This window comes from Bacillus infantis, from assembly GCF_050107595.1.
GTDB lineage: Bacteria > Bacillota > Bacilli > Bacillales > Cytobacillaceae > Bacillus_AB > Bacillus_AB infantis_C.
The window spans coordinates 366,708-385,172 of the sequence record NZ_JBNILH010000001.1; the positions used below are offsets into that span (position 1 = coordinate 366,708).

At 44.8% G+C, this 18,465-nt stretch carries 18 protein-coding genes and 1 pseudogene; 16 read left to right on the top strand and 3 right to left on the bottom strand.

Annotated elements, in window-relative coordinates; translation table 11 throughout:
• Window positions 1–324 precede the first annotated feature (324 nt).
• The 8 genes from mltG to ACQCVH_RS01825 all read left to right on the top strand — a co-directional run bounded on the left by mltG (window position 325) and on the right by ACQCVH_RS01825 (window position 8,674).
• Window positions 325–1,458 carry an endolytic transglycosylase MltG gene (gene mltG / locus ACQCVH_RS01790; RefSeq protein ID WP_426834188.1) on the top strand — a complete coding sequence of 378 codons (1,134 nt, stop codon included), beginning with the start codon at window positions 325–327 and terminating at the stop codon, window positions 1,456–1,458.
• Between the two features lie 405 nt (window positions 1,459–1,863).
• Window positions 1,864–2,502, top strand: a complete 639-nt coding sequence (locus ACQCVH_RS01795) for an O-methyltransferase (protein ID WP_426834189.1) — start codon at window positions 1,864–1,866, stop codon at window positions 2,500–2,502.
• 5 nt (window positions 2,503–2,507) lie between these two features.
• A complete protein-coding gene (locus ACQCVH_RS01800; protein ID WP_426834190.1) occupies window positions 2,508–3,437 on the top strand; it encodes a peptidase U32 family protein in 930 nt (309 codons plus the stop codon).
• 44 nt (window positions 3,438–3,481) lie between these two features.
• A complete protein-coding gene (locus tag ACQCVH_RS01805) occupies window positions 3,482–4,750 on the top strand; it encodes a peptidase U32 family protein (protein WP_426834191.1) in 1,269 nt (422 codons plus the stop codon).
• Window positions 4,751–4,754: 4 nt separating this feature from the next.
• On the top strand, window positions 4,755–5,390 hold the full coding sequence (udk, locus tag ACQCVH_RS01810; RefSeq protein ID WP_426834192.1) for a uridine kinase: 636 nt from the start codon (window positions 4,755–4,757) through the stop codon (window positions 5,388–5,390).
• Between the two features lie 166 nt (window positions 5,391–5,556).
• Window positions 5,557–6,033 (top strand): transcription elongation factor GreA, encoded by a 477-nt coding sequence (gene greA, locus ACQCVH_RS01815; protein WP_009791707.1) that lies wholly within the window; start codon window positions 5,557–5,559, stop codon window positions 6,031–6,033.
• A gap of 72 nt (window positions 6,034–6,105) precedes the next feature.
• Window positions 6,106–7,866 (top strand): peptidoglycan D,D-transpeptidase FtsI family protein, encoded by a 1,761-nt coding sequence (locus tag ACQCVH_RS01820; RefSeq protein WP_426834193.1) that lies wholly within the window; start codon window positions 6,106–6,108, stop codon window positions 7,864–7,866.
• Between the two features lie 109 nt (window positions 7,867–7,975).
• Window positions 7,976–8,674 carry a DUF1510 family protein gene (locus ACQCVH_RS01825; protein ID WP_426834194.1) on the top strand — a complete coding sequence of 233 codons (699 nt, stop codon included), beginning with the start codon at window positions 7,976–7,978 and terminating at the stop codon, window positions 8,672–8,674.
• Between the two features lie 248 nt (window positions 8,675–8,922).
• Here ACQCVH_RS01825 and ACQCVH_RS01830 read toward each other — a convergent pair whose 3' ends face one another.
• Window positions 8,923–9,138 carry a YrzA family protein gene (locus tag ACQCVH_RS01830; protein WP_426834195.1) on the bottom strand — a complete coding sequence of 72 codons (216 nt, stop codon included), beginning with the start codon at window positions 9,136–9,138 and terminating at the stop codon, window positions 8,923–8,925.
• Between the two features lie 217 nt (window positions 9,139–9,355).
• Here ACQCVH_RS01830 and ACQCVH_RS01835 point away from each other — a divergent pair, with 217 nt between their 5' ends.
• The 6 genes from ACQCVH_RS01835 to ACQCVH_RS01860 all read left to right on the top strand — a co-directional run bounded on the left by ACQCVH_RS01835 (window position 9,356) and on the right by ACQCVH_RS01860 (window position 13,987).
• Window positions 9,356–9,994: a class I SAM-dependent methyltransferase gene (locus ACQCVH_RS01835; protein ID WP_426834196.1), complete on the top strand. Its 639-nt coding sequence runs from the start codon at window positions 9,356–9,358 to the stop codon at window positions 9,992–9,994.
• Between the two features lie 15 nt (window positions 9,995–10,009).
• Window positions 10,010–10,714, top strand: coding sequence for a 5'-methylthioadenosine/S-adenosylhomocysteine nucleosidase (mtnN, locus tag ACQCVH_RS01840; RefSeq protein ID WP_426834197.1), 705 nt, complete (start codon window positions 10,010–10,012; stop codon window positions 10,712–10,714).
• Window positions 10,715–10,742: 28 nt separating this feature from the next.
• Window positions 10,743–11,666: a PLP-dependent cysteine synthase family protein gene (locus ACQCVH_RS01845; RefSeq protein ID WP_426834198.1), complete on the top strand. Its 924-nt coding sequence runs from the start codon at window positions 10,743–10,745 to the stop codon at window positions 11,664–11,666.
• A 1-nt stretch (window position 11,667) separates the two neighbouring features.
• The gene (locus tag ACQCVH_RS01850; protein WP_426834199.1) at window positions 11,668–12,804 is read left to right on the top strand and encodes a bifunctional cystathionine gamma-lyase/homocysteine desulfhydrase; all 1,137 of its coding nucleotides are present in this window, start codon (window positions 11,668–11,670) and stop codon (window positions 12,802–12,804) included.
• A gap of 342 nt (window positions 12,805–13,146) precedes the next feature.
• Window positions 13,147–13,407, top strand: coding sequence for a YrhC family protein (locus ACQCVH_RS01855; protein WP_129612083.1), 261 nt, complete (start codon window positions 13,147–13,149; stop codon window positions 13,405–13,407).
• A gap of 439 nt (window positions 13,408–13,846) precedes the next feature.
• Entirely contained in the window at window positions 13,847–13,987 is a 141-nt protein-coding gene (locus ACQCVH_RS01860; RefSeq protein WP_009796252.1) for a YrzI family small protein, read from the top strand.
• A gap of 898 nt (window positions 13,988–14,885) precedes the next feature.
• Here ACQCVH_RS01860 and ACQCVH_RS01865 read toward each other — a convergent pair.
• Complete coding sequence (locus tag ACQCVH_RS01865; protein WP_165352526.1) at window positions 14,886–15,050, bottom strand: hypothetical protein; 165 nt, start codon at window positions 15,048–15,050, stop codon at window positions 14,886–14,888.
• Between the two features lie 192 nt (window positions 15,051–15,242).
• Here ACQCVH_RS01865 and ACQCVH_RS01870 point away from each other — a divergent pair.
• Both ACQCVH_RS01870 and ACQCVH_RS01875 read left to right on the top strand, forming a co-directional pair.
• Window positions 15,243–15,587 (top strand): annotated as a pseudogene (locus ACQCVH_RS01870) (sigma-70 family RNA polymerase sigma factor); the annotation flags it as partial.
• Between the two features lie 278 nt (window positions 15,588–15,865).
• Window positions 15,866–17,386: a recombinase family protein gene (locus ACQCVH_RS01875; protein ID WP_426834200.1), complete on the top strand. Its 1,521-nt coding sequence runs from the start codon at window positions 15,866–15,868 to the stop codon at window positions 17,384–17,386.
• A gap of 557 nt (window positions 17,387–17,943) precedes the next feature.
• On the opposite strand, the gene ACQCVH_RS01880 is transcribed toward ACQCVH_RS01875, so the two are convergent.
• On the bottom strand, window positions 17,944–18,270 hold the full coding sequence (locus ACQCVH_RS01880; RefSeq protein WP_426834201.1) for a YnfA family protein: 327 nt from the start codon (window positions 18,268–18,270) through the stop codon (window positions 17,944–17,946).
• Window positions 18,271–18,465 lie beyond the last annotated feature (195 nt).

Sequence of the window (18,465 nt, forward strand, 5' to 3'; positions counted from 1 at the left end):
TAATCACTGTCTAGCAGCGTCGCCTACCCCCTCGAGGTCACAAGACGATCCTTCCAAAAAGGCAAAGAACGCCTTTCCGGGAGGATCGTCTTGAGGCCGCCAGGATGGGGGGCATGCAGGCGCTGCCACAGGACGTGGTGTTATTAACCTGCGTTCCTTAAGGGTGAGCAAGGCGCTTGCGCTTTTCATAAGGAAAAGAGTGGAAAATTTCCGGTTTTTCGCTAAATTTCGCACGCTGATTTTGAAAGTATAGTATAATAATGCGAGATTATATAAAGGAACAGGCCAAACAGCCTTAGAATCCTGTACACTGAGGGGGATTAGATGTCTGCTGAAGAAAAGAATTCTAAAAAAGACCTGATTCGGCAAAAGATGCTGGAGCGTCAGAGTGAGGCAAAGGTAGTCCGCAAAATTGTGCTCATCATAGCGGCTGTCCTTGTGCTTTCAGTCGGTCTGGTTGCCGGAGGAGGCTATTTTTACATAAAGTCGGCTCTCGAGCCTTCCGATCCGGGCAATAAGAAGAAAATTCCCGTTGAAGTGCCGATCGGGTCTTCCGTTGGCGAGATCGCACGTCTGCTGGAGGATAAAGGGCTCATCAAGGATGCCCGCGTCTTCAAGTATTATGTCAAGCTTAAAAACGAGTCCGGATTCATGGCAGGGGATTATCCTCTGAATCCGTCGATGACGATCCCGGAGATTATTGAAAGTCTGAAGACTGGAAAGGTCGTGCAGGAAGCCGTGTTTAAGCTGGCTGTCCCTGAAGGCAATCAGCTTGACCAGATATCCGGCATTATTGCGGATAAAACCGGACAGAAGCAGGAGGATGTTTTTGCCAAGCTTAATGATAAGGAATTCATCAGCACTTTGATGGAACAATATCCAGAGGTGCTGACAGAAGAAATTCTGAATGATAATATCAAATATCCGCTGGAAGGATACCTCTTCCCTGCAACATACCCTTTTTATAAAGAAAATCCAACTCTAGAAGAGATTGTAAAGGTTATGCTCGATAAGACAAGAGAGGTGCTGGCCCAGTACAGCCCCCAGGCAGAAGAGCAGAATATGACGCCGCATCAGCTTCTGACAATGGCTTCCCTCATCGAGGAAGAGGCTACACAGCAGGTGGACCGCAATAAAATCGCAAGCGTATTCTACAACAGGATTGAAGCGGGCATGCCGCTGCAGACTGACCCGACAGTCCTTTATGCAAAGGGCGAGCACAAATCCAGAGTCCTTTATAAGGACCTTGAAGTGGACTCGCCGTATAATACTTATAAAAATACCGGATTGACGCCTGGCCCGATCGCCAACGCGGGCACCATGTCAATTGAAGCGGCCCTTAACCCGGAAGACACGGATTTCCTATACTTCCTTGCCACACCGGAGGGAGAAGTCCTATTCTCCAACACACTTGATGAGCATAATGAGAAGAAAGCAGAACATATAACAAATAATTAGAAATGACTCAATGCTCCAGGCGCCTGCTGCACTTGCTTCAGAAGCGTTTCGGGAGGCCAGAAATAGGGAATGTGGAAACACTCGCATTCCCTTTTTGTTTATGGTAAAATAGTTCAAGTGTTTTAAACAGACTGTTTAATTGGCTGATTCAATCGGCCCGGCACGCTGCAGCGGAAATGCCGGCAGCTGCCTGTATAGCGATTATTATCTTTCTGCACAGTAAGCCTGTGCATCCTTCATACGCATGTGTGATAGCGTGAACCACAGACAAGCATGGATTGGCTTCACTTAAGCCCTTTTCTGTACGGCCCTCTAAGGCTTTGCGAGACATCCGCTCTGTTGTGCGCTTTTTTTTCATGCCTGAAATGGAGGCCGCAGGCGTTTAAAGGATGGAGGGGAGACTGCTTGCTGACTGATAAAGTACATGGATATATAGAGGGACTGATTCCGAAACGGCCGGAACTTTTCCATGAGATGGAGGAGTATGCAAAAGAGAATGGTGTACCCATCATGGAATTGCCGGGGATAGAAGCGCTTCTCCAGCTGCTCAGGATTCAAAAGCCGGAGCGGATACTTGAAGTTGGTGCAGCAATAGGCTATTCTGCTCTCCGGATGTCGTTCGCCATTCCTGATGCACAGATTGTGACAATTGAAAGGGATGAAGAGCGGATTCAAACGGCACGCGGATATATCAGTGCTGCAGACCGGGAAGAGCAGATCACCCTGCTTGAGGGTGACGCCCTTGAGCTCGAGGGAGAAACATTAAAATATGGCCCATATGATGCGGTATTCATTGATGCGGCAAAAGGCCAGTATAAAAAATTCTTTGAGATATATGCACGCCAGCTTTCAGATGGCGGCTTGATCATAACGGACAATGTCCTGTTCAAAGGGCTTGTCTGTGAAAGTGAGATTGAGAATAAACGCATTCGCAGTCTTGTGAAGAAAATCAGCGAGTTCAATGCATGGCTGATGAACCATCCGGATTATGATACTGTTATCCTTCCGGTCGGCGACGGCGTTGCAATCAGTAAAAAGAGGTGACCATAATGAAAAAACCTGAATTGCTTGTTACCCCAACAGGTACAGAAGATATCATCCCGCTTGCGGAAGCAGGGGCAGACGCTTTTGTTGTTGGCGAGCAGAGATACGGCCTGAGGCTGGCCGGCGAATTCAACAGGGAGCAAGTAGCAGAGGCAATCAGATTGGCCCATTCAAAAGGCAAAAAAGTATATGTGGCCATGAACGCCATCTTCCATAATGAAACAGTTGACGAGCTTGGCGATTATATCCGTTTTGCACAGGAAGCCGGGGGGGACGCAGTTATTTTCGGTGATCCGGCTGTATTGATGGCAGCCCGTGAGGCAGCACCTGACATGAAGCTCCACTGGAATACAGAAACAACTGCCACAAACTGGTATACATGCAACTACTGGGGCAGAAAAGGCGCCAAGCGTTCTGTGCTTGCCCGTGAAATCAATATGGACTCCATTATTGAAATCAAGGAAAACGCAGACGTTGAAATCGAAGTTCAGGTGCACGGCATGACCGCCATGTTCCAGTCTAAGCGCTCCCTTCTCGGGAACTATTATGAATACCAGGGAAAAGCGATGAAGGTTGAAAACCGGGCGAAAGAACAGAATATGTTCCTTCATGACAAAGAACGGGAAAATAAATATCCGATTTTTGAAGACGCAAACGGGACCCATATCATGAGCCCTAATGATATCTGCATTATCGATGAGCTCCAGGAAATGGTCGAAGCCGGTGTAGATTCATTCAAGATTGACGGTATCATGAAATCAGCAGAATATATCCTGGAAATCACAAAGCTCTACCGCAAAGCGATCGATTTGTGCACAGAAAATCCGGAAGAATACGAAGAAGTGAAAGATGATCTGCTGAACGCAGCCGAAGAAATCCAGCCGGACAGCAGGCCGCTGGATACAGGCTTCTTCTTCAAAGAAACAGTATATTAATTCAACTATAAGCCTATTTTGACTTATAATCAGGAGGTTTTATCGTGAACGCAGTTAAAGATAATATCTCGCAAATAGTGAACGGCAAAAGGGTAATCGTAAAAAAGCCTGAGCTTCTTGCTCCGGCCGGGAACCTGGAAAAGCTGAAGATTGCCGTACACTATGGCGCAGATGCCGTTTTCATTGGCGGCCAGGAGTATGGGCTCCGGTCAAATGCCGGCAACTTTACATTTGACGAAATGAAGGAAGGCGTAGAGTTCGCCAAAAATTATGGATCAAAAATCTATGTTACCACTAATATTTTTGCCCATAACGAAAATATCGATGGACTTGAGGACTATCTTCTCGGCCTCAAGGAAGCAGGAGTGGCTGGAATTATCGTAGCTGATCCGCTTATTATTGAAACCTGCCGCAGGGTTGCTCCGGAAATCGAGGTTCACCTGAGCACCCAGCAGTCACTTTCAAATTGGAAGGCCGTCCAGTTCTGGAAGGAAGAAGGGCTTGAGCGGGTTGTGCTTGCAAGGGAAACAAGTGCCGAAGAAATCCGTGAAATGAAGGAAAAAGTGGATATTGAAATTGAAACATTCATCCATGGCGCAATGTGCATCGCCTATTCAGGCCGCTGTACGCTGAGCAACCACATGACGGCAAGGGACTCCAACCGGGGAGGCTGCTGCCAGTCATGCCGATGGGATTATGATTTATACAAGCTGGAAGGCTCTGAGGAAGTGCCGTTATTCCAGGAACAGGATGCACCATTTGCCATGAGCCCTAAGGATCTGAAGCTGATAGAATCGATCCCGCGCATGATCGAATTGGGCATCGACAGCCTCAAGATTGAAGGCCGCATGAAGTCGATCCATTATATTGCTACAGTTGTCAGTGTTTATCGCAAAGTTATTGATGCTTACTGTGCGGATCCCGACAATTTCGTGATCAAGCAGGAATGGCTGGAAGAATTGGACAAGTGTGCGAACAGGGAAACAGCGCCAGCCTTCTTTGAAGGGATTCCAGGGTATAAAGAGCAGATGTTTGGAAATCATAGCAAAAAGACGACCAATGATTTTGCCGGCCTGGTCCTTGGATATGATGAAGAAACGCAAATCGTTACACTCCAGCAGCGCAATAAATTTGCACCGGGACAGGAAGTGGAATTTTTCGGCCCGGAAATCGAAAACTTTACACAGGTGGTCGATAAAATCTGGGATGAAAAAGGCAACGAACTGGATGCTGCCCGCCACCCGATGCAAATCGTCCAGTTTAAATTGGACAAGCCGGTATACCCTAACAACATGATGCGGAAGGAGTTTTAACATAATGAATCGCAAACCTGTTGTTATTGGTGTGGCCGGCGGATCCGGCTCTGGTAAGACAAGTGTGACAAAAGCGATATACGAAAGCTTTAAGGGTCATTCAATTTTAATGCTTGAGCAGGATTATTATTATAAAGATCAGACCCATCTTCCGTTTGAAGAAAGGCTGAAAACCAACTATGATCATCCGCTTGCATTTGATAATGACCTTCTGATTGAGCATATCGAAAAGCTGCAGAGCTATGAACCCATTGAGAAGCCTGTCTATGATTATGCCATGCATACAAGATCCAATGACGTCATCCAAGTGGAGCCAAAGGATGTCATCATTCTGGAAGGCATACTTGTACTGGAGGATGAAAGACTCCGCAGCCTTATGGATATGAAGCTTTTTGTCGATACAGATGCAGATTTGCGCATCATCCGCCGCCTTTTCAGGGATATTAAGGAAAGGGGCAGATCGATGGATTCTGTCATTGAGCAATACGTCAATGTTGTACGCCCGATGCACAACCAGTTCATCGAACCGACCAAGAGATACGCAGATATCATCATTCCTGAGGGCGGCCATAACCATGTGGCCATTGATCTGATGGTAACAAAAATTCATACAATTCTTGAACAAAAGTCATTTTTATGAAACAATAGCATAGAAAAAATGTTAAGATAAGTCTAATGAACAGAAAGCATGCGCGCCCTTTGTCAAAAGGACGCGCTCCTGTGCATTTGCGAATAAAGCAGATGCTTACATACTTACCAATGCACAATCTAAATGGGGGTTGTGATTCTAGAAGGAGTGAAGGATATTGGCTACAGAAAAAGTATTCCCAATGACACAGGCTGGTAAAGAAAAGCTTGAGCAGGAACTGGAACATTTAAAAACAGTGAAGCGTAAAGATGTTGTAGAGCGCATTAAGATCGCCCGCAGCTTCGGCGACCTTTCCGAGAACTCTGAATATGATTCAGCGAAAGAGGAGCAGGCATTTGTAGAAGGGCGCATCACTACCCTTGAAAATATGATCCGCAATGCAAAGATCATCGAAGAAGATGAAGCAAGCGGCGATACAGTGACACTGGGACGCTCTGTTACATTTGTTGAACTTCCGGATGGAGAAGAAGAATCTTACACAATCGTCGGAAGTGCAGAGGCAGATCCGTTTGAAGGGAAGATTTCCAATGATTCTCCAATTGCGAAAAGCCTGATGGGCAAAAGGGTCGGGGATGAAGTGACAGTTCAGACACCGGGCGGGGATATGAGCGTCCGCATTACAAGCATTAAATAAGGAACCAGTCTTTTTCATAAATATGGTTTGAAATGGGCACACCTCGTCAACACTTTTGACGAGGTGTTTTTTATGTGGAAAAAAAGGGCCATCATTGTCATAAGTATATTCATGCTGGGGATTGTTCTGCTGATCGGGCGGCTCATCCAGATCCAGCTTGTTTCAGCAGAACATTTTTCTGCCCATAATATCAATCTTCTGGATGCAAGCGTCAGACAGCGTTCCCAGGAGATGGTGATCGACAGCGGCAGAGGCTCTTTTCTGGACAGAAACGGCGAGCCCCTGACCCATCAGGAAATACCTGTGCTGGTTTTATTTCCGTTTTTGAAAAATATGGATTGGGATTCGCAAAAGGTCGCCTCCATCACAGGCATATCGGAAACCGCTCTTTTATATAGCATCAAAGGAGCAAAAGAGCCGTTTGCCTATGGAACGCCGAAGCCTCTCGAATTAACGGATGTACAGGTGGAACAAATCAATTCATTGAAGATACCGGGTGTATTTGCAGTTGAAAAGAAATACGGCCTTGCCAATAATCTGGCTGAACAGCTAATCGGCATCACCGGACAGAATAAAGAGGCGGTGCAAAAGCGCTATCCCGGCAAAAACCTTCCCGAAGATACCGTAATCGGTGTTTCCGGTCTTGAAGAAAGCTTCGATGAGTTTTTGCTGCCAGACGGTGAATCCAAGCTCGTCTACCATGTGGACGCGGCAGGAGGCCCGCTGTTTGGGATAAACGTCAAATACGTCGAGCCAGCAAACCCTTTTTATCCTGTCAACATCAAAACCACTCTGGATGCCGCCATTCAGGAGAAAGCAGAGCGGCTGGCAGATGTACATGGAATCCGGAATGGGGGGGTTGTCTTACTGGATATAGAGACAAATACCGTCCTTGCCATGGTGTCCAGACCGGAAGTCAATAAAACGGCCCCTTATAAAGACGGCGGTCTGGTAAACGCAATGATCAAACAGCAGATCATCGGATCCGTTTTTAAAACAGTGGTGGCAGCTGCAGCCATTGATTACAATCTGGACAGCCCGGAAAGGCAGTTTGACTGCAGCAGGAAAATCAACGGGCAGCCTGACACGGTTTACCAGCATGGAATGCTTAATTTTACAGACAGCTTTGCCAGAAGCTGCAATAATACATTTGCTACGATTGCAAAAGAATTGAAGGATATTGACCCTGCTATTCTTGAAGAGTACGCCGGAAAGCTGTCTCTGACCGGAAAAGCTGGCTGGGAAGGAGATATCTATCATTTCACTGATTTCCATCAGCTCCCGCGGGAGGATGAGGGACGGGTCTTTTTTTCAGAGGAAGCTAAAAAGGACAGCAATTTTGCCGCCTTGACCGGTATTGGGCAGCATGAAGTGAGGGCAACTCCGCTTGGGGTGGCGAATATGATGGGAACCATTGCAAAAGGGGGAAAGAAAGAAAGCATCCGTGTTGCCTCGGAAATTGAATATAAAAATGAAACCTCGCTGCTGAAATTTCCGTCCAAAGATTTAGGGGGCGGCAAAATATCCCCTTATACGGCTATGAAGCTTCAAAAGCTTCTGCGGGAAGTTATAGTCAATGAGGAAGGCACAGGCAGATGGTTCAAGGAGCTTCCGTACGCAGTTGCCGGAAAATCAGGAACAGCTGAAACAGGGCAGTTTGCAGATGGGGAGCAGCTGCACAACAAATGGTTTGCGGGATATTTTCCCTATGAAAAACCAAAATACGCCCTGGTCACAGTTAATCTTGGAGTTAAAGAGAACGAGGGGGGAGTCAATCCGCTTTTTGCGGATATGGTTAAACTCGTCCATGGGCTTGATGCTGGAATGGAATAGTGGAGGGCCGCCGCAGCCGGCAAGTTTTTCTAGCAACAAATTCCTTCATGTTTTGCCGGCAGTCATGGTAGAATGTTGACAACCATATATATGGGGAGGAGAAAAACACGTGAATGGCAATTTCGAAGAATCAAACGGGTCTTCCCGCTCAGGGAAACGTGCTAAAAGAAGAAAAACCAATATTATACTAAATACGCTGATCGGGGTTGTGCTCTTATTAATCATTATTGTCTCAGCCGCGATATTCCTGGGCGGCAATGATGATGAAGCAGCCGAGCAGGCACCGGTGTCTGAAAAAGCCGATCCAGAAAATAACGATAAGGATAATGATAATCATACAGCTGATGATACAGCAGGCCAGGAAGAAGAAACAGACCAGGCTGAGGAATCTGCCCAGGACGGCGGGGATGCTGAAAGTGCAGATGAGGATAATGGGGAAGAAGCAGAAGGAGAAGGAGACCAGGATATAGAGGAAGATGCTGAGGTCACCGACGGCGGCAGTGCTCCTGATGTCGAAAAGACCATTGTAAATCCATCATGGCAGCCGGTCGGCACTTCCCAGACAGGCGAGCATACAGCCGTCTATGAAGGTGTGGACTGGAATGAAATGGTTCAGGCCATTACATATGCCACTGGAATACCAGAGAGCAATATGACCATCTGGTTCTTAGGAAATAACGGCCCGAATCAATCGGTAGGGACCGTCTCCACTAAAGACCAGCAGGAAAAATACCGCGTCTATATTGAATGGGTAGACGGACAAGGGTGGAAGCCTGTCAAAATGGAACAGCTGAACAGCATTCAATAAAATAAGGCTCTTTTCTTATACTTTGTTGTTTTCTAATAAAAATTTATACAGATATCATCCTGCTTACCATGTAATATCATGATAAGAAAAGAGCTGCTTGCTCTTTTCAAAGAGAAAGTCTTTGTATTAAGGGGAAAAATCCGGCTCTAGGGATTTTTCCGAAAGCAACAATCTATACGAAAACAGCCCAAAATAAATACTGGCCCGCCAGACGATCTGTGGAATACAGATTGCCGGCAGGCCAGTTTTTATTTATGTTTTGACTTTGACTTGAAAAGAACAACGGCAGTATAGTAAGTCCTTCCGTTCTCATCCACATGCATTTGATGGGAGACATGGTGGACAGTCAGCAGGATCGCCTTGTTCACTTCAATCTGATCATTTATTTTTTTCTCCAGAGCCTTTAAATCTGCAGCCTCAAAAAATTCAACTTTGTCTTCAATCATATCAAATTGAAAGTTCATGCAAATCTTCCCTTCTTGCTTTTTCCCCTTTATTTTACAGGAAGTTCTGCCTGTTTTGTACCTGACAGCCCGGGGGTTGAATCGAATTTTGAAGAAATTTCTTCTGTGCTCGGAGTTGAATATAAAAAAAGACTGTGATAAATTGAGAACAAGTCATTTTTTAATTCATAGTATACTTATAGGATTTATGAGTATACAAAAACAGGAGTGAAAAAAAATGGGGAAAGAGTTTATTGAGCTGTTTGAACAATGGGCGGATTCATATGATGACAGTGTGACTGGCCATGATCTTGAATATAAAGAGGTTTTCAGAAATTATGAGGGGATCCTGGATGCAGTGGCCGGCCGCGCATCGGGCCATGTACTGGAGTTTGGCCCGGGGACAGGGAACCTGACTGCGAAGCTGCTGGAAAAAGGGCTCCGGGTAACTGGTGCTGAGCCTTCTCCAGCCATGAGGAAGATTGCGAAGGAAAAGCTTGGGGAGCAGGCTTCTATCGTAGAGGGAGATTTCCTGTCCTATCCTGATAAGGACCCGGTCAATACAATTGTATCTACTTATGCTTTCCACCATTTGACGGATCAAGAAAAGAATGAAGCAGTTGCATCATATAGCCACCTGCTTGCGATAGGTGGTAAAATAGTTTTTGCGGATACAATGTATGAGTCTGAAGAAGCCTATAAGAAAGCGATATCAGATGCAGAAGAACAAGGCTTCCACAATCTTGCAGAGGATTTGCAGCGTGAATATTACACAACCATCCCGGTCCTTAGAGGGATATTGGAACAGAATGGTTTTAAGGCAAGTTTTTCCCGCTGCAATGACTTTGTCTGGCTGATGGAAGGTGAAAAAATTTAAGAAAGAGGTTCTATCATGAAAATAGCAATCATCGGAGCAATGGAAGAAGAAGTGACTCTATTAAGGGAAAATATTTCAGAAGCAGCAGCAGAAACGATCGCCGGCTGTGAATTCACTTCAGGAAAAATGGATGGGGCCGAGGTTATCCTTCTTCGCTCCGGGATCGGCAAAGTAAATGCGGCAATGTCCAGTGCCATTCTCCTCGAACGCTTCAAGCCCGACTATATTATTAATACAGGATCTGCCGGCGGCTTTAACCCTGAGCTTAATGTCGGGGATGTGGTCATTTCAACTGAAGTCCGCCACCATGATGTCGATGTTACGGCGTTCGGCTACGAATACGGACAGGTGCCGCAGCTGCCTGCAGCATTTAAGGCAGATCAGGAGCTTATCAATATTGCCGAGGACTGCGCCAGGGAAATCAGCGATATACAGACTGTAAGGGGCCTGATTGCTACCGGCGATTCCTTCATGAGTGATCATGAGCGTGTCGAGGCTATCAGAACGAAATTTACGGACCTGCAGGCTGTAGAAATGGAGGCCGCAGCAATCGCACAGGTTTCATACCAATTCGGAACTCCATTTGTGGTCATCCGGTCTTTATCAGATATAGCCGGGAAAGAATCTGATGTTTCATTCGACCAGTTCCTGGAGAAAGCGGCCCTGCATTCAGCAAATCTCGTTATGAAAATCGTTTCTTCGCTTATAGAGAAAGCATAAGGAAAGCGAAAAAAGGGAGAGAGACTCTTTGAAAGTTTTTAAAAGTGTCCATGAGCTTATTGGAAATACACCAATCATAGAGCTTCAGCAATTCGATGTGCCTGAAGGAGTCAGGCTGTTTGCCAAGCTGGAGTTCATGAATCCGGGAGGCAGTGTGAAGGACCGCCTTGGGATGGAGCTCTTGAATGAAGCATTTGAAAGCGGAAAGCTGCAAAAAGGCGGTACGGTGATTGAACCTACAGCAGGAAATACCGGTATTGGCCTTGCGCTGGCAGCCCTGAATAAAGGCATTAACGTGAAAGTGATCGTGCCTGAAAAATTCAGCCTGGAAAAACAGGACCTAATGAGAGCTTTGGGGGCAGAGGTCATCAATACCCCGACTGAGCTGGGAATGAAAGGCGCAATCGCAAAGGCTGATGAACTATTGGAGGAAATACCGGGCTCCTATTGTCCAAGACAGTTTGGCAATCCGGCAAACCCTGAAACCTACTATAAGACGCTTGGCCCTGAGATGTGGGAGCAGATGGCCGGAAATGTTGATGTATTTGTGGCAGGAGCAGGCACTGGCGGTACTTTCATGGGAACGGCAAGATACTTAAGGGAACAAAATCCTGAAATCAAAACCGTCATTGTGGAGCCTGAGGGATCTATTTTGAACGGCGGAGAATCAGGACCGCATAAAACGGAGGGCATCGGCATGGAATTTTTGCCGGATTATATGGATGAAGCCTATTTCAGCAGCATCCATACTGTCCTTGATGAAGATGCATTCAGGCGTGTAAAGGAGGCGGCAGAAAAAGAGGGTCTGCTTGTCGGCAGTTCCTCAGGTGCCGCCCTCCATGCAGCACTGGCAGAAGCAAGGGAAGCGGGGCCGGGGACGAATATCGTCATGATATTCCCTGACAGCAGCGAACGCTATTTGAGCAAGAAGATTTACGAAGGAGGCATTTAATATGAAAAGAAAAACAAAACTCATACATGGCGGGATTGCGGGCGATCCGCACACTGGGGCCGTCAATATTCCAATATATCAGGTCAGCACGTATAAGCAGGAAGGTGTCGGCGGACATAAAGGCTTTGAATATTCCAGGACAGGAAACCCGACAAGGCATGCGCTTGAAGAGCTGATCAAGGACCTTGAAGGAGGCGAAGCAGGATTTGCCTTCGGTTCAGGCATGGCAGCCATTACAGCTGTGATGATGCTGTTCAACAGCGGTGACCATGTCATCATGACAGATGACGTATACGGAGGCACCTACCGCGTTATGTCCAAAGTACTTAACCGTTTTGGGATAGAGTCTTCATTTGTTGATACAAGCAATCTTGACAACATTGAAGCTGAAATTAAGCCCAATACAAAGGCGGTCTATCTTGAGACTCCGACGAACCCTCTTCTTAAAATCACAGACATTGAAGGGGCGGCAGCAGCTGCAAAGAAGCATGGCCTGCTGACAATTGTCGATAATACATTCTCAACTCCATACTGGCAGACACCGATCAGTCTTGGGGCGGATATTGTCCTTCACAGCGCCACCAAATATATCGGCGGCCACAGTGACGTAGTAGCCGGCCTCGTAGTTGTGAACAGCAGCAAGCTGGCAGAGGAGCTGCATTTTGTCCAGAACTCCACAGGAGGGGTGCTTGGCCCGCAGGACAGCTGGCTGCTGATGCGCGGTATCAAGACACTTGGGGTGCGCATGGAAGAAACAGAAGAAAACACAAAAGCAATTGTTGAATTCCTGCAAGGCCACCCTGCTGTAAGCAAGGTTTACTATCCTGGCATTGAATCCCATCCAAATCATGAAGTGGCTAAAAAACAGGCACAGGGCTTTGGCGGCATGGTTTCATTTGATGTCGGCAGCGAAGAGAATGCCGACAGGCTCCTCAGCAAGGTAAAGTACTTCACCCTGGCAGAAAGCCTCGGGGCAGTTGAAAGCCTGATCTCAGTGCCGGCCAGGATGACGCATGCATCCATCCCTGCGGAGCGCCGTGCTGAACTCGGCATTACAGACGGGCTTGTGCGTATTTCTGTCGGACTTGAAGATAGTGAAGATTTAATTGAAGACTTGAAAAACGCACTGGAAAAGTAAAACAGCGGAGAGCCTGAAGAGGGCTCTCCTTTTTTACTGTATAGGAATTTATACATTGTAAGTCTTGTGGGTAAATATCAATTCTTAAGCAACGTCCAGCAGCTGCGCCGAGGTCACAAGCCAAACCTCCTAAAAAGGCAAAGAACGCCTTTCCGGAAGGCTCGTCTTGAGGCCCCCAGGATGGGGGTCATGCAGACGTTGCGTTCTTAGTCTGCGTTCCTTAAGGTGATCAAGGCGCTTGCGCTTTTGTTCTTAGAAAGTGATTTAACAAATATTTACATCGAATGCTTGCCTCAATTATGTTATGGTAGATGCATAGCTTAGAAAAGTAGGTGAAACGCATTGAAGACCCATGCAAAACAGCTTTATCAGAAAATGGTAGATTATAAGAGGTTTGCAATTGCTTTACTGGCAGTCGGCGCGTTTTTCTATTTGGGTGTTATCATTCCGCAGGAAGCGAAGGAAGCTTTCAGCCTTAATATCATGGCTGCTGCTTCAATGGTGTTTCTGCTTGGTTCTATATATTTCTTCTCTGTTTCCAAAAAGCTGCGCAGCAGGCTCAGCGAAATGGATGAAGGCGAAGATTTCTTGATGAAAAAATAAAGATTCATAGATAGCAGGGTTCGGAGCGATATGCTCCGAACCCTGTTCTTTTTAAAAAGCATGGCATGATACTTCCGAAGCTATTTTTCATGCTTTTTTACAGCTGTCAGATATGAAAAAAATAAAAATTAGGCAGATTTTAGGTTTACAAATGGATTAAAAGTGGATATACTTACCAATGTAAGCGAATATTTCTAGAGAAGGAGGCTGAACGAAATGATCAATGTAATGGTGATGAAGTCAAAAACAACTAAATTTAACACGTATTCAGCCTTTAAGGAATGGAACGCTTAATTTCAATGCATAGCATTAATTAGCATATCCGTGCCGCAGGGTGAATCGTGCCCTGCGGCTTTTTATGTCCATTTAAAGGCGCAGGGGATAATCCTCTGCGGCCTTTTTGCGTGCCCGCAGGATATGGCAAGGGAGGTGAGACATTATGACACTTAATATTCTATTTTTATCAATTACGATCAGAAAGCGAACAATGACTGCAGAAGAAATTATGATGCAGGAGCAAGCCAAAAAGATTCATGATCAAAACAAGGATCGCCAATATTCTATGTACCGTCCATTTTAATCTGTTTTGAAAAAATACTTCGCGAAAGGTGGAATTTTAGATGATTTACTTAATGCAGGGCCGTGAGGCAATCTTCTGGGTGGAGAAGGACTCCACCTAACTGATCGGTTGGGAGGAATGAATGATGCTTTTGAACGTATTGCTGCTGACACTGCCGTTTAGGAAAAAGGCCGCCAAAAAACAAGGTTAACAAAACTTTCACAACAAGGGCGCAGCCATGCTGCTTTCATATGGTACATTCAAGTCAGGAAGTGACTAACCATAGGGAGTGCTGACTATGTTCATGATTGTAATGGGATTGGTAGTCTGCTGTGCAGCCGGCCTGATCATCTCAGCCGAGGTAGGGGCGGAATGACAGAAAAGAAGCACAAGCGGGAATGGGGGTAATCTCAGAACCTGCTTGTGCTTCTTTTTGTTGGAATAGCGATTTGGAAACTGTAGCCGGGACCGCTATTCTGCTTCTACCGGGAAATAATGGTTCCAGAGGAGTGAGCTAGGACCCCTATTCTGCTTCTTTCCGGAAATAATGGTTCCAGCGGAGTGAGCTAGGACCCTTATTCTGCTTCATTCCGGAAATAGTGGTTCCAGAGGAGTGAGCTAGGACCATTATTCTGCATCCTTCCAGAAATAGTGGTTCCAGAGGAGTGAGCTAGGGCCACTATTCTGCTTCATTCCGGAAATAGTGGTTCCAGAGGAGTGAGCTAGGACCATTATTCTGCTTCCTTCCGGAAATAGTGGTTTTAGAGGAGTGAGCTAGGACCCCTATTCTGCTCCAATCCGGAAATAATGGTTCCAGAGGAGTGAGCAAGAACCATTATCTTGCTTCATCCCGGAAATAGTAGCTCCAGCGAAATGAGCAAAAACCTCTATTCTGCTTCTTTCCGTAAAAAATCCCCGCTTATTTTTCTCTTTCCGGACGCTTCCACAGATAAAAAGTCAAGCCGGCTGTCGCTGCCAGCAGAAACAGTCCCCTCGCAGAAAGCCCTTCAAAGATAAACTCAGCTGCGGTGGATAATAAGACTATAATCAGAACCAATAAAATGATTAATTTTTGCGGTAGCATAACGTAACCTCTTTCATATCATGTCCTTACATTCTATAGAGAATAAGCTGTTTTGTCTAATGCTGTACAGCTATCCGGAAGCACTGCCCGGCATGATTGTTTGGAAAAATATATGTGGGACAGACAAAACATGGCTTGTGCTTTCATAGAAATTAGTTATAGGCAATAGTCCTAGAAAGCGGGGGTGCATTTATGTCAGGAATTGCAACAGCACTTGGCTATTTGGTGAAGGAGATTGTTTTCCTTGTCTCTTACGTAAAAAACAATGCTTTTCCCCAGCCGCTCTCAGCTGCCGACGAGAGGAAGTATCTGCGGCTCATGGCGGAAGGCGATGCCCATGCACGCAATATGCTGATTGAACATAATCTGCGGCTTGTGGCGCATATTGTGAAAAAATTTGAAAACACGGGAGAGGATTCAGAAGATCTCATTTCTATAGGCACCATCGGCCTGATCAAGGCGATTGAAAGTTATTCAGAAGGAAAAGGCACAAAGCTTGCAACCTATGCCGCACGCTGCATCGAAAATGAGATTGTAAAGTCAATAGGTTGCGTAAGTAATTTCCTAAACTATCTAACACAAAATCTAATAAACAACGTCACAAACGACCAACTACACGACACATATACGAATGTAAGCAACAAGAAAAGTGTATGGGGGGACGTTGTTTATGAGTACGCATAACAATCGAAAAAAAGGTTATATTCCCGAAAGTAAATTATACGCCGTGATTATTGAAGACAACGCAACCGACGACGCAATTATTCAATCATACCAACGAATAAAGGAACTAATGCGAAAGGAGTTGCGAAAGAATGATAGCACTTTATGCAAGGGTATCAACGGAAGAACAAGCTAAAAGCGGCTATTCACTAAAAGACCAAATTCGCCAATGTCGTCAAAAAGCGGGTAACAATGCTGATTCAATGGAATATATAGACGACGGTTATTCGGGGGAATTTCTCGAACGTCCAGCGTTGATAAAACTTCGAAATGACGTTAGGGAAGGTTTAATTGATAAAGTTATCGTATATGACCCCGACCGTCTATCTCGTAAACTAATGAATCAACTTATTTTGTCCGAAGAAATCGAAAAGAAAGCGGAATTGATCTTCGTCAACGGCGACTATAAAAAGACCCCCGAAGGAATGTTATTCTACCAACTACGGGGGGCGGTCGCCGAATTCGAAAAAGCGAAAATCAATGAACGTATGTCACGGGGGCGTCGTGAAAAGGCAAAGCAAGGTAAAGTCGTAAAGGACGCAAAGGTTTACGGCTATAAATACAACAAAGAAACGCATGAATTAGAAATCTACGAACCCGAAGCAAAGGTTGTTCGCTTAATTTTCGACCTTTTCACCAACCCTATGGGGCGTGTCAAAGGTATTAACGGAATTGCTCATTATTTAATGGATAAAAGCATTCCAACAAAGAAAGGTAAAGGTGTATGGCATAGGCAAGTTGTTCGCCAAATCCTAATGAATGAAACTTATTCGGGCGTTTACTTTCATAATAAATGGAATACCGAAGGAATGCTTGGAAACAAATACAAACAAGATAGGGACGAAAAAATTCCAATGACTAAAAGACCTAAAGAAGAATGGATTCCCGTTGATGTTCCCGCAATTGTCGAAAAGAAAACATTTGAAAAGGCACAAAGATTGTTGAAAGAATCCCGTCGCCGTTGGGCGGGTCATTCTAAAAACATTTATCTTTTAAGCGGGTTGGTACGTTGTGGAGAATGCGGCAATACCATGACGGGGCGACGATCGAAGAACTGGGGAACGTATATATTAGAATATAGCGATATAAAAAATACTGCGGGTACAAAAAATCGAGGTTGTGGTAATAAAATCAAGTGCGAATCGTTAGATAACATTGTTTGGAAGACTTATGTTGATATAATGAAAATGAAAACTCAAGTTCTTGACGAAGTAGCCGTTACAATTGAAGAAACTCCGCTTTCATTCGAAGAATCTGAATTAGAACGAATTGACGACCAATTAGAACAAATAAAGGTATCGAGAAAGCGACTTCTTCAATTCCTTGCAAACAATGCGGATATTGTAGACGAAGAAGAAATTCGAAATCAATTGGTAGAAATAAAAGACAAAGAACAACGATTGAAGAATTCACGGGAAGAACTTTTACAATCCCTTAACGATAAAGAAGCGGACGATATATCCGAAGAAATAACTGCCGAAGCAATGGAACGATTTCTTCAAATTGAAGACCCTGATAAATTACCGATTGAAGAAAAACAAGATTTACTTCGAGGTGTATTCCGTGAAATAAGAGTTTATTCAGACGGCAAAATTGAATTTATTCGTTTATAAGGCGTTCTGTTTGTTCAAAACGGGGCGTCTTTTCATTTATAGCCGTCACCCCTATACCGCCCCCATACCGTACCATATGGACGTTGTAAAACGTACTTAACCTAATTTATTCCAACAACAAACGGCAATGAATTCGAATATATTTGACGGAAAAATTACATAGCCGTCCCCCGTCCCATATCCCTACGAATGGACGTTATAATAAGCGATCGTTATGTAAAACAAAAAAGACCCGCAAGGCGTTTAACCTTACGGGCGTTATGTAGTCGCCCCAATACGGGGCAATCCGTCAAATAGGTGCGAAGAATAGGTGGGCGGTTATATCCTTCGCATTTTATAATTAAGCTGAACGATAAGATTACAAATAAAAAGCGTCAACTTCGCTTGGCTAGGGCGAAATTAACGCTTCTTTCCCGTTCGTATAGTTTTAACGGGGGTGAACGTTCAAATGTTAGGGGAACGTCCTTCTATGTTGATTATAGCGAATTTAATTACGTTTTTGAAGATTATTTAATTTCGGTATTGAACTAAAGCACCCGTTACATGAAGACAGTTTTTTATTGGCGTGGTGCAAATAACATTACTGAAACCCCAACTAAACAAATTCCTGCACCTACCCAATCGTATAAATCAGGTGTTTTTTTATCAATACCCCAACCCCATAATACAGAAAGAATGATAAACGCCCCACCATAAGCTGCATAAACTCTCCCAAATGATGGAAAGGTTTGAAATGTAGCAATAACACCGTATAAAGCTAAGGCTACACCTCCAAAGATACCCCAATAAAACGGCTTACCTTCTCTTAGCCATAGCCAAATAAGATAACCTCCACCAATTTCAGCAAGTCCTGCAAATAGAAATAAGACAATTGTATAAAACATTTAAAATCACTTCCCTGAACAATTAATCAATATAATTATTATAACGTATCATTCTTGTAATAACCTGCCCCTTTGTTTAAGTACAAACATTCACATATAACTAAATATTAACATAAAAATTTGTTGAACAACTTTCGTTTTTTGAGAATATATCGTATATGTACGAATACTATGTCGTAGCGTTAGCATGGGGGC

Bases quoted from the DNA above. Each gene is read 5' to 3' on its own strand.
- mltG (WP_426834188.1), top strand. From the start codon at position 325: ATGTCTGCTGAAGAAAAGAATTCTAAAAAAGACCTGATTCGGCAAAAG.
- ACQCVH_RS01800 (WP_426834190.1), top strand. From the start codon at position 2,508: ATGAAAAAACCTGAATTGCTTGTTACCCCAACAGGTACAGAAGATATC.
- udk (WP_426834192.1), top strand. From the start codon at position 4,755: ATGAATCGCAAACCTGTTGTTATTGGTGTGGCCGGCGGATCCGGCTCT.
- ACQCVH_RS01820 (WP_426834193.1), top strand. From the start codon at position 6,106: ATGTGGAAAAAAAGGGCCATCATTGTCATAAGTATATTCATGCTGGGG.
- ACQCVH_RS01830 (WP_426834195.1), bottom strand. From the start codon at position 9,138: ATGAACTTTCAATTTGATATGATTGAAGACAAAGTTGAATTTTTTGAG.
- ACQCVH_RS01835 (WP_426834196.1), top strand. From the start codon at position 9,356: ATGGGGAAAGAGTTTATTGAGCTGTTTGAACAATGGGCGGATTCATAT.
- mtnN (WP_426834197.1), top strand. From the start codon at position 10,010: ATGAAAATAGCAATCATCGGAGCAATGGAAGAAGAAGTGACTCTATTA.
- ACQCVH_RS01850 (WP_426834199.1), top strand. From the start codon at position 11,668: ATGAAAAGAAAAACAAAACTCATACATGGCGGGATTGCGGGCGATCCG.
- ACQCVH_RS01860 (WP_009796252.1), top strand. From the start codon at position 13,847: ATGACACTTAATATTCTATTTTTATCAATTACGATCAGAAAGCGAACA.
- ACQCVH_RS01865 (WP_165352526.1), bottom strand. From the start codon at position 15,050: ATGCTACCGCAAAAATTAATCATTTTATTGGTTCTGATTATAGTCTTA.
- ACQCVH_RS01875 (WP_426834200.1), top strand. From the start codon at position 15,866: ATGATAGCACTTTATGCAAGGGTATCAACGGAAGAACAAGCTAAAAGC.
- ACQCVH_RS01880 (WP_426834201.1), bottom strand. From the start codon at position 18,270: ATGTTTTATACAATTGTCTTATTTCTATTTGCAGGACTTGCTGAAATT.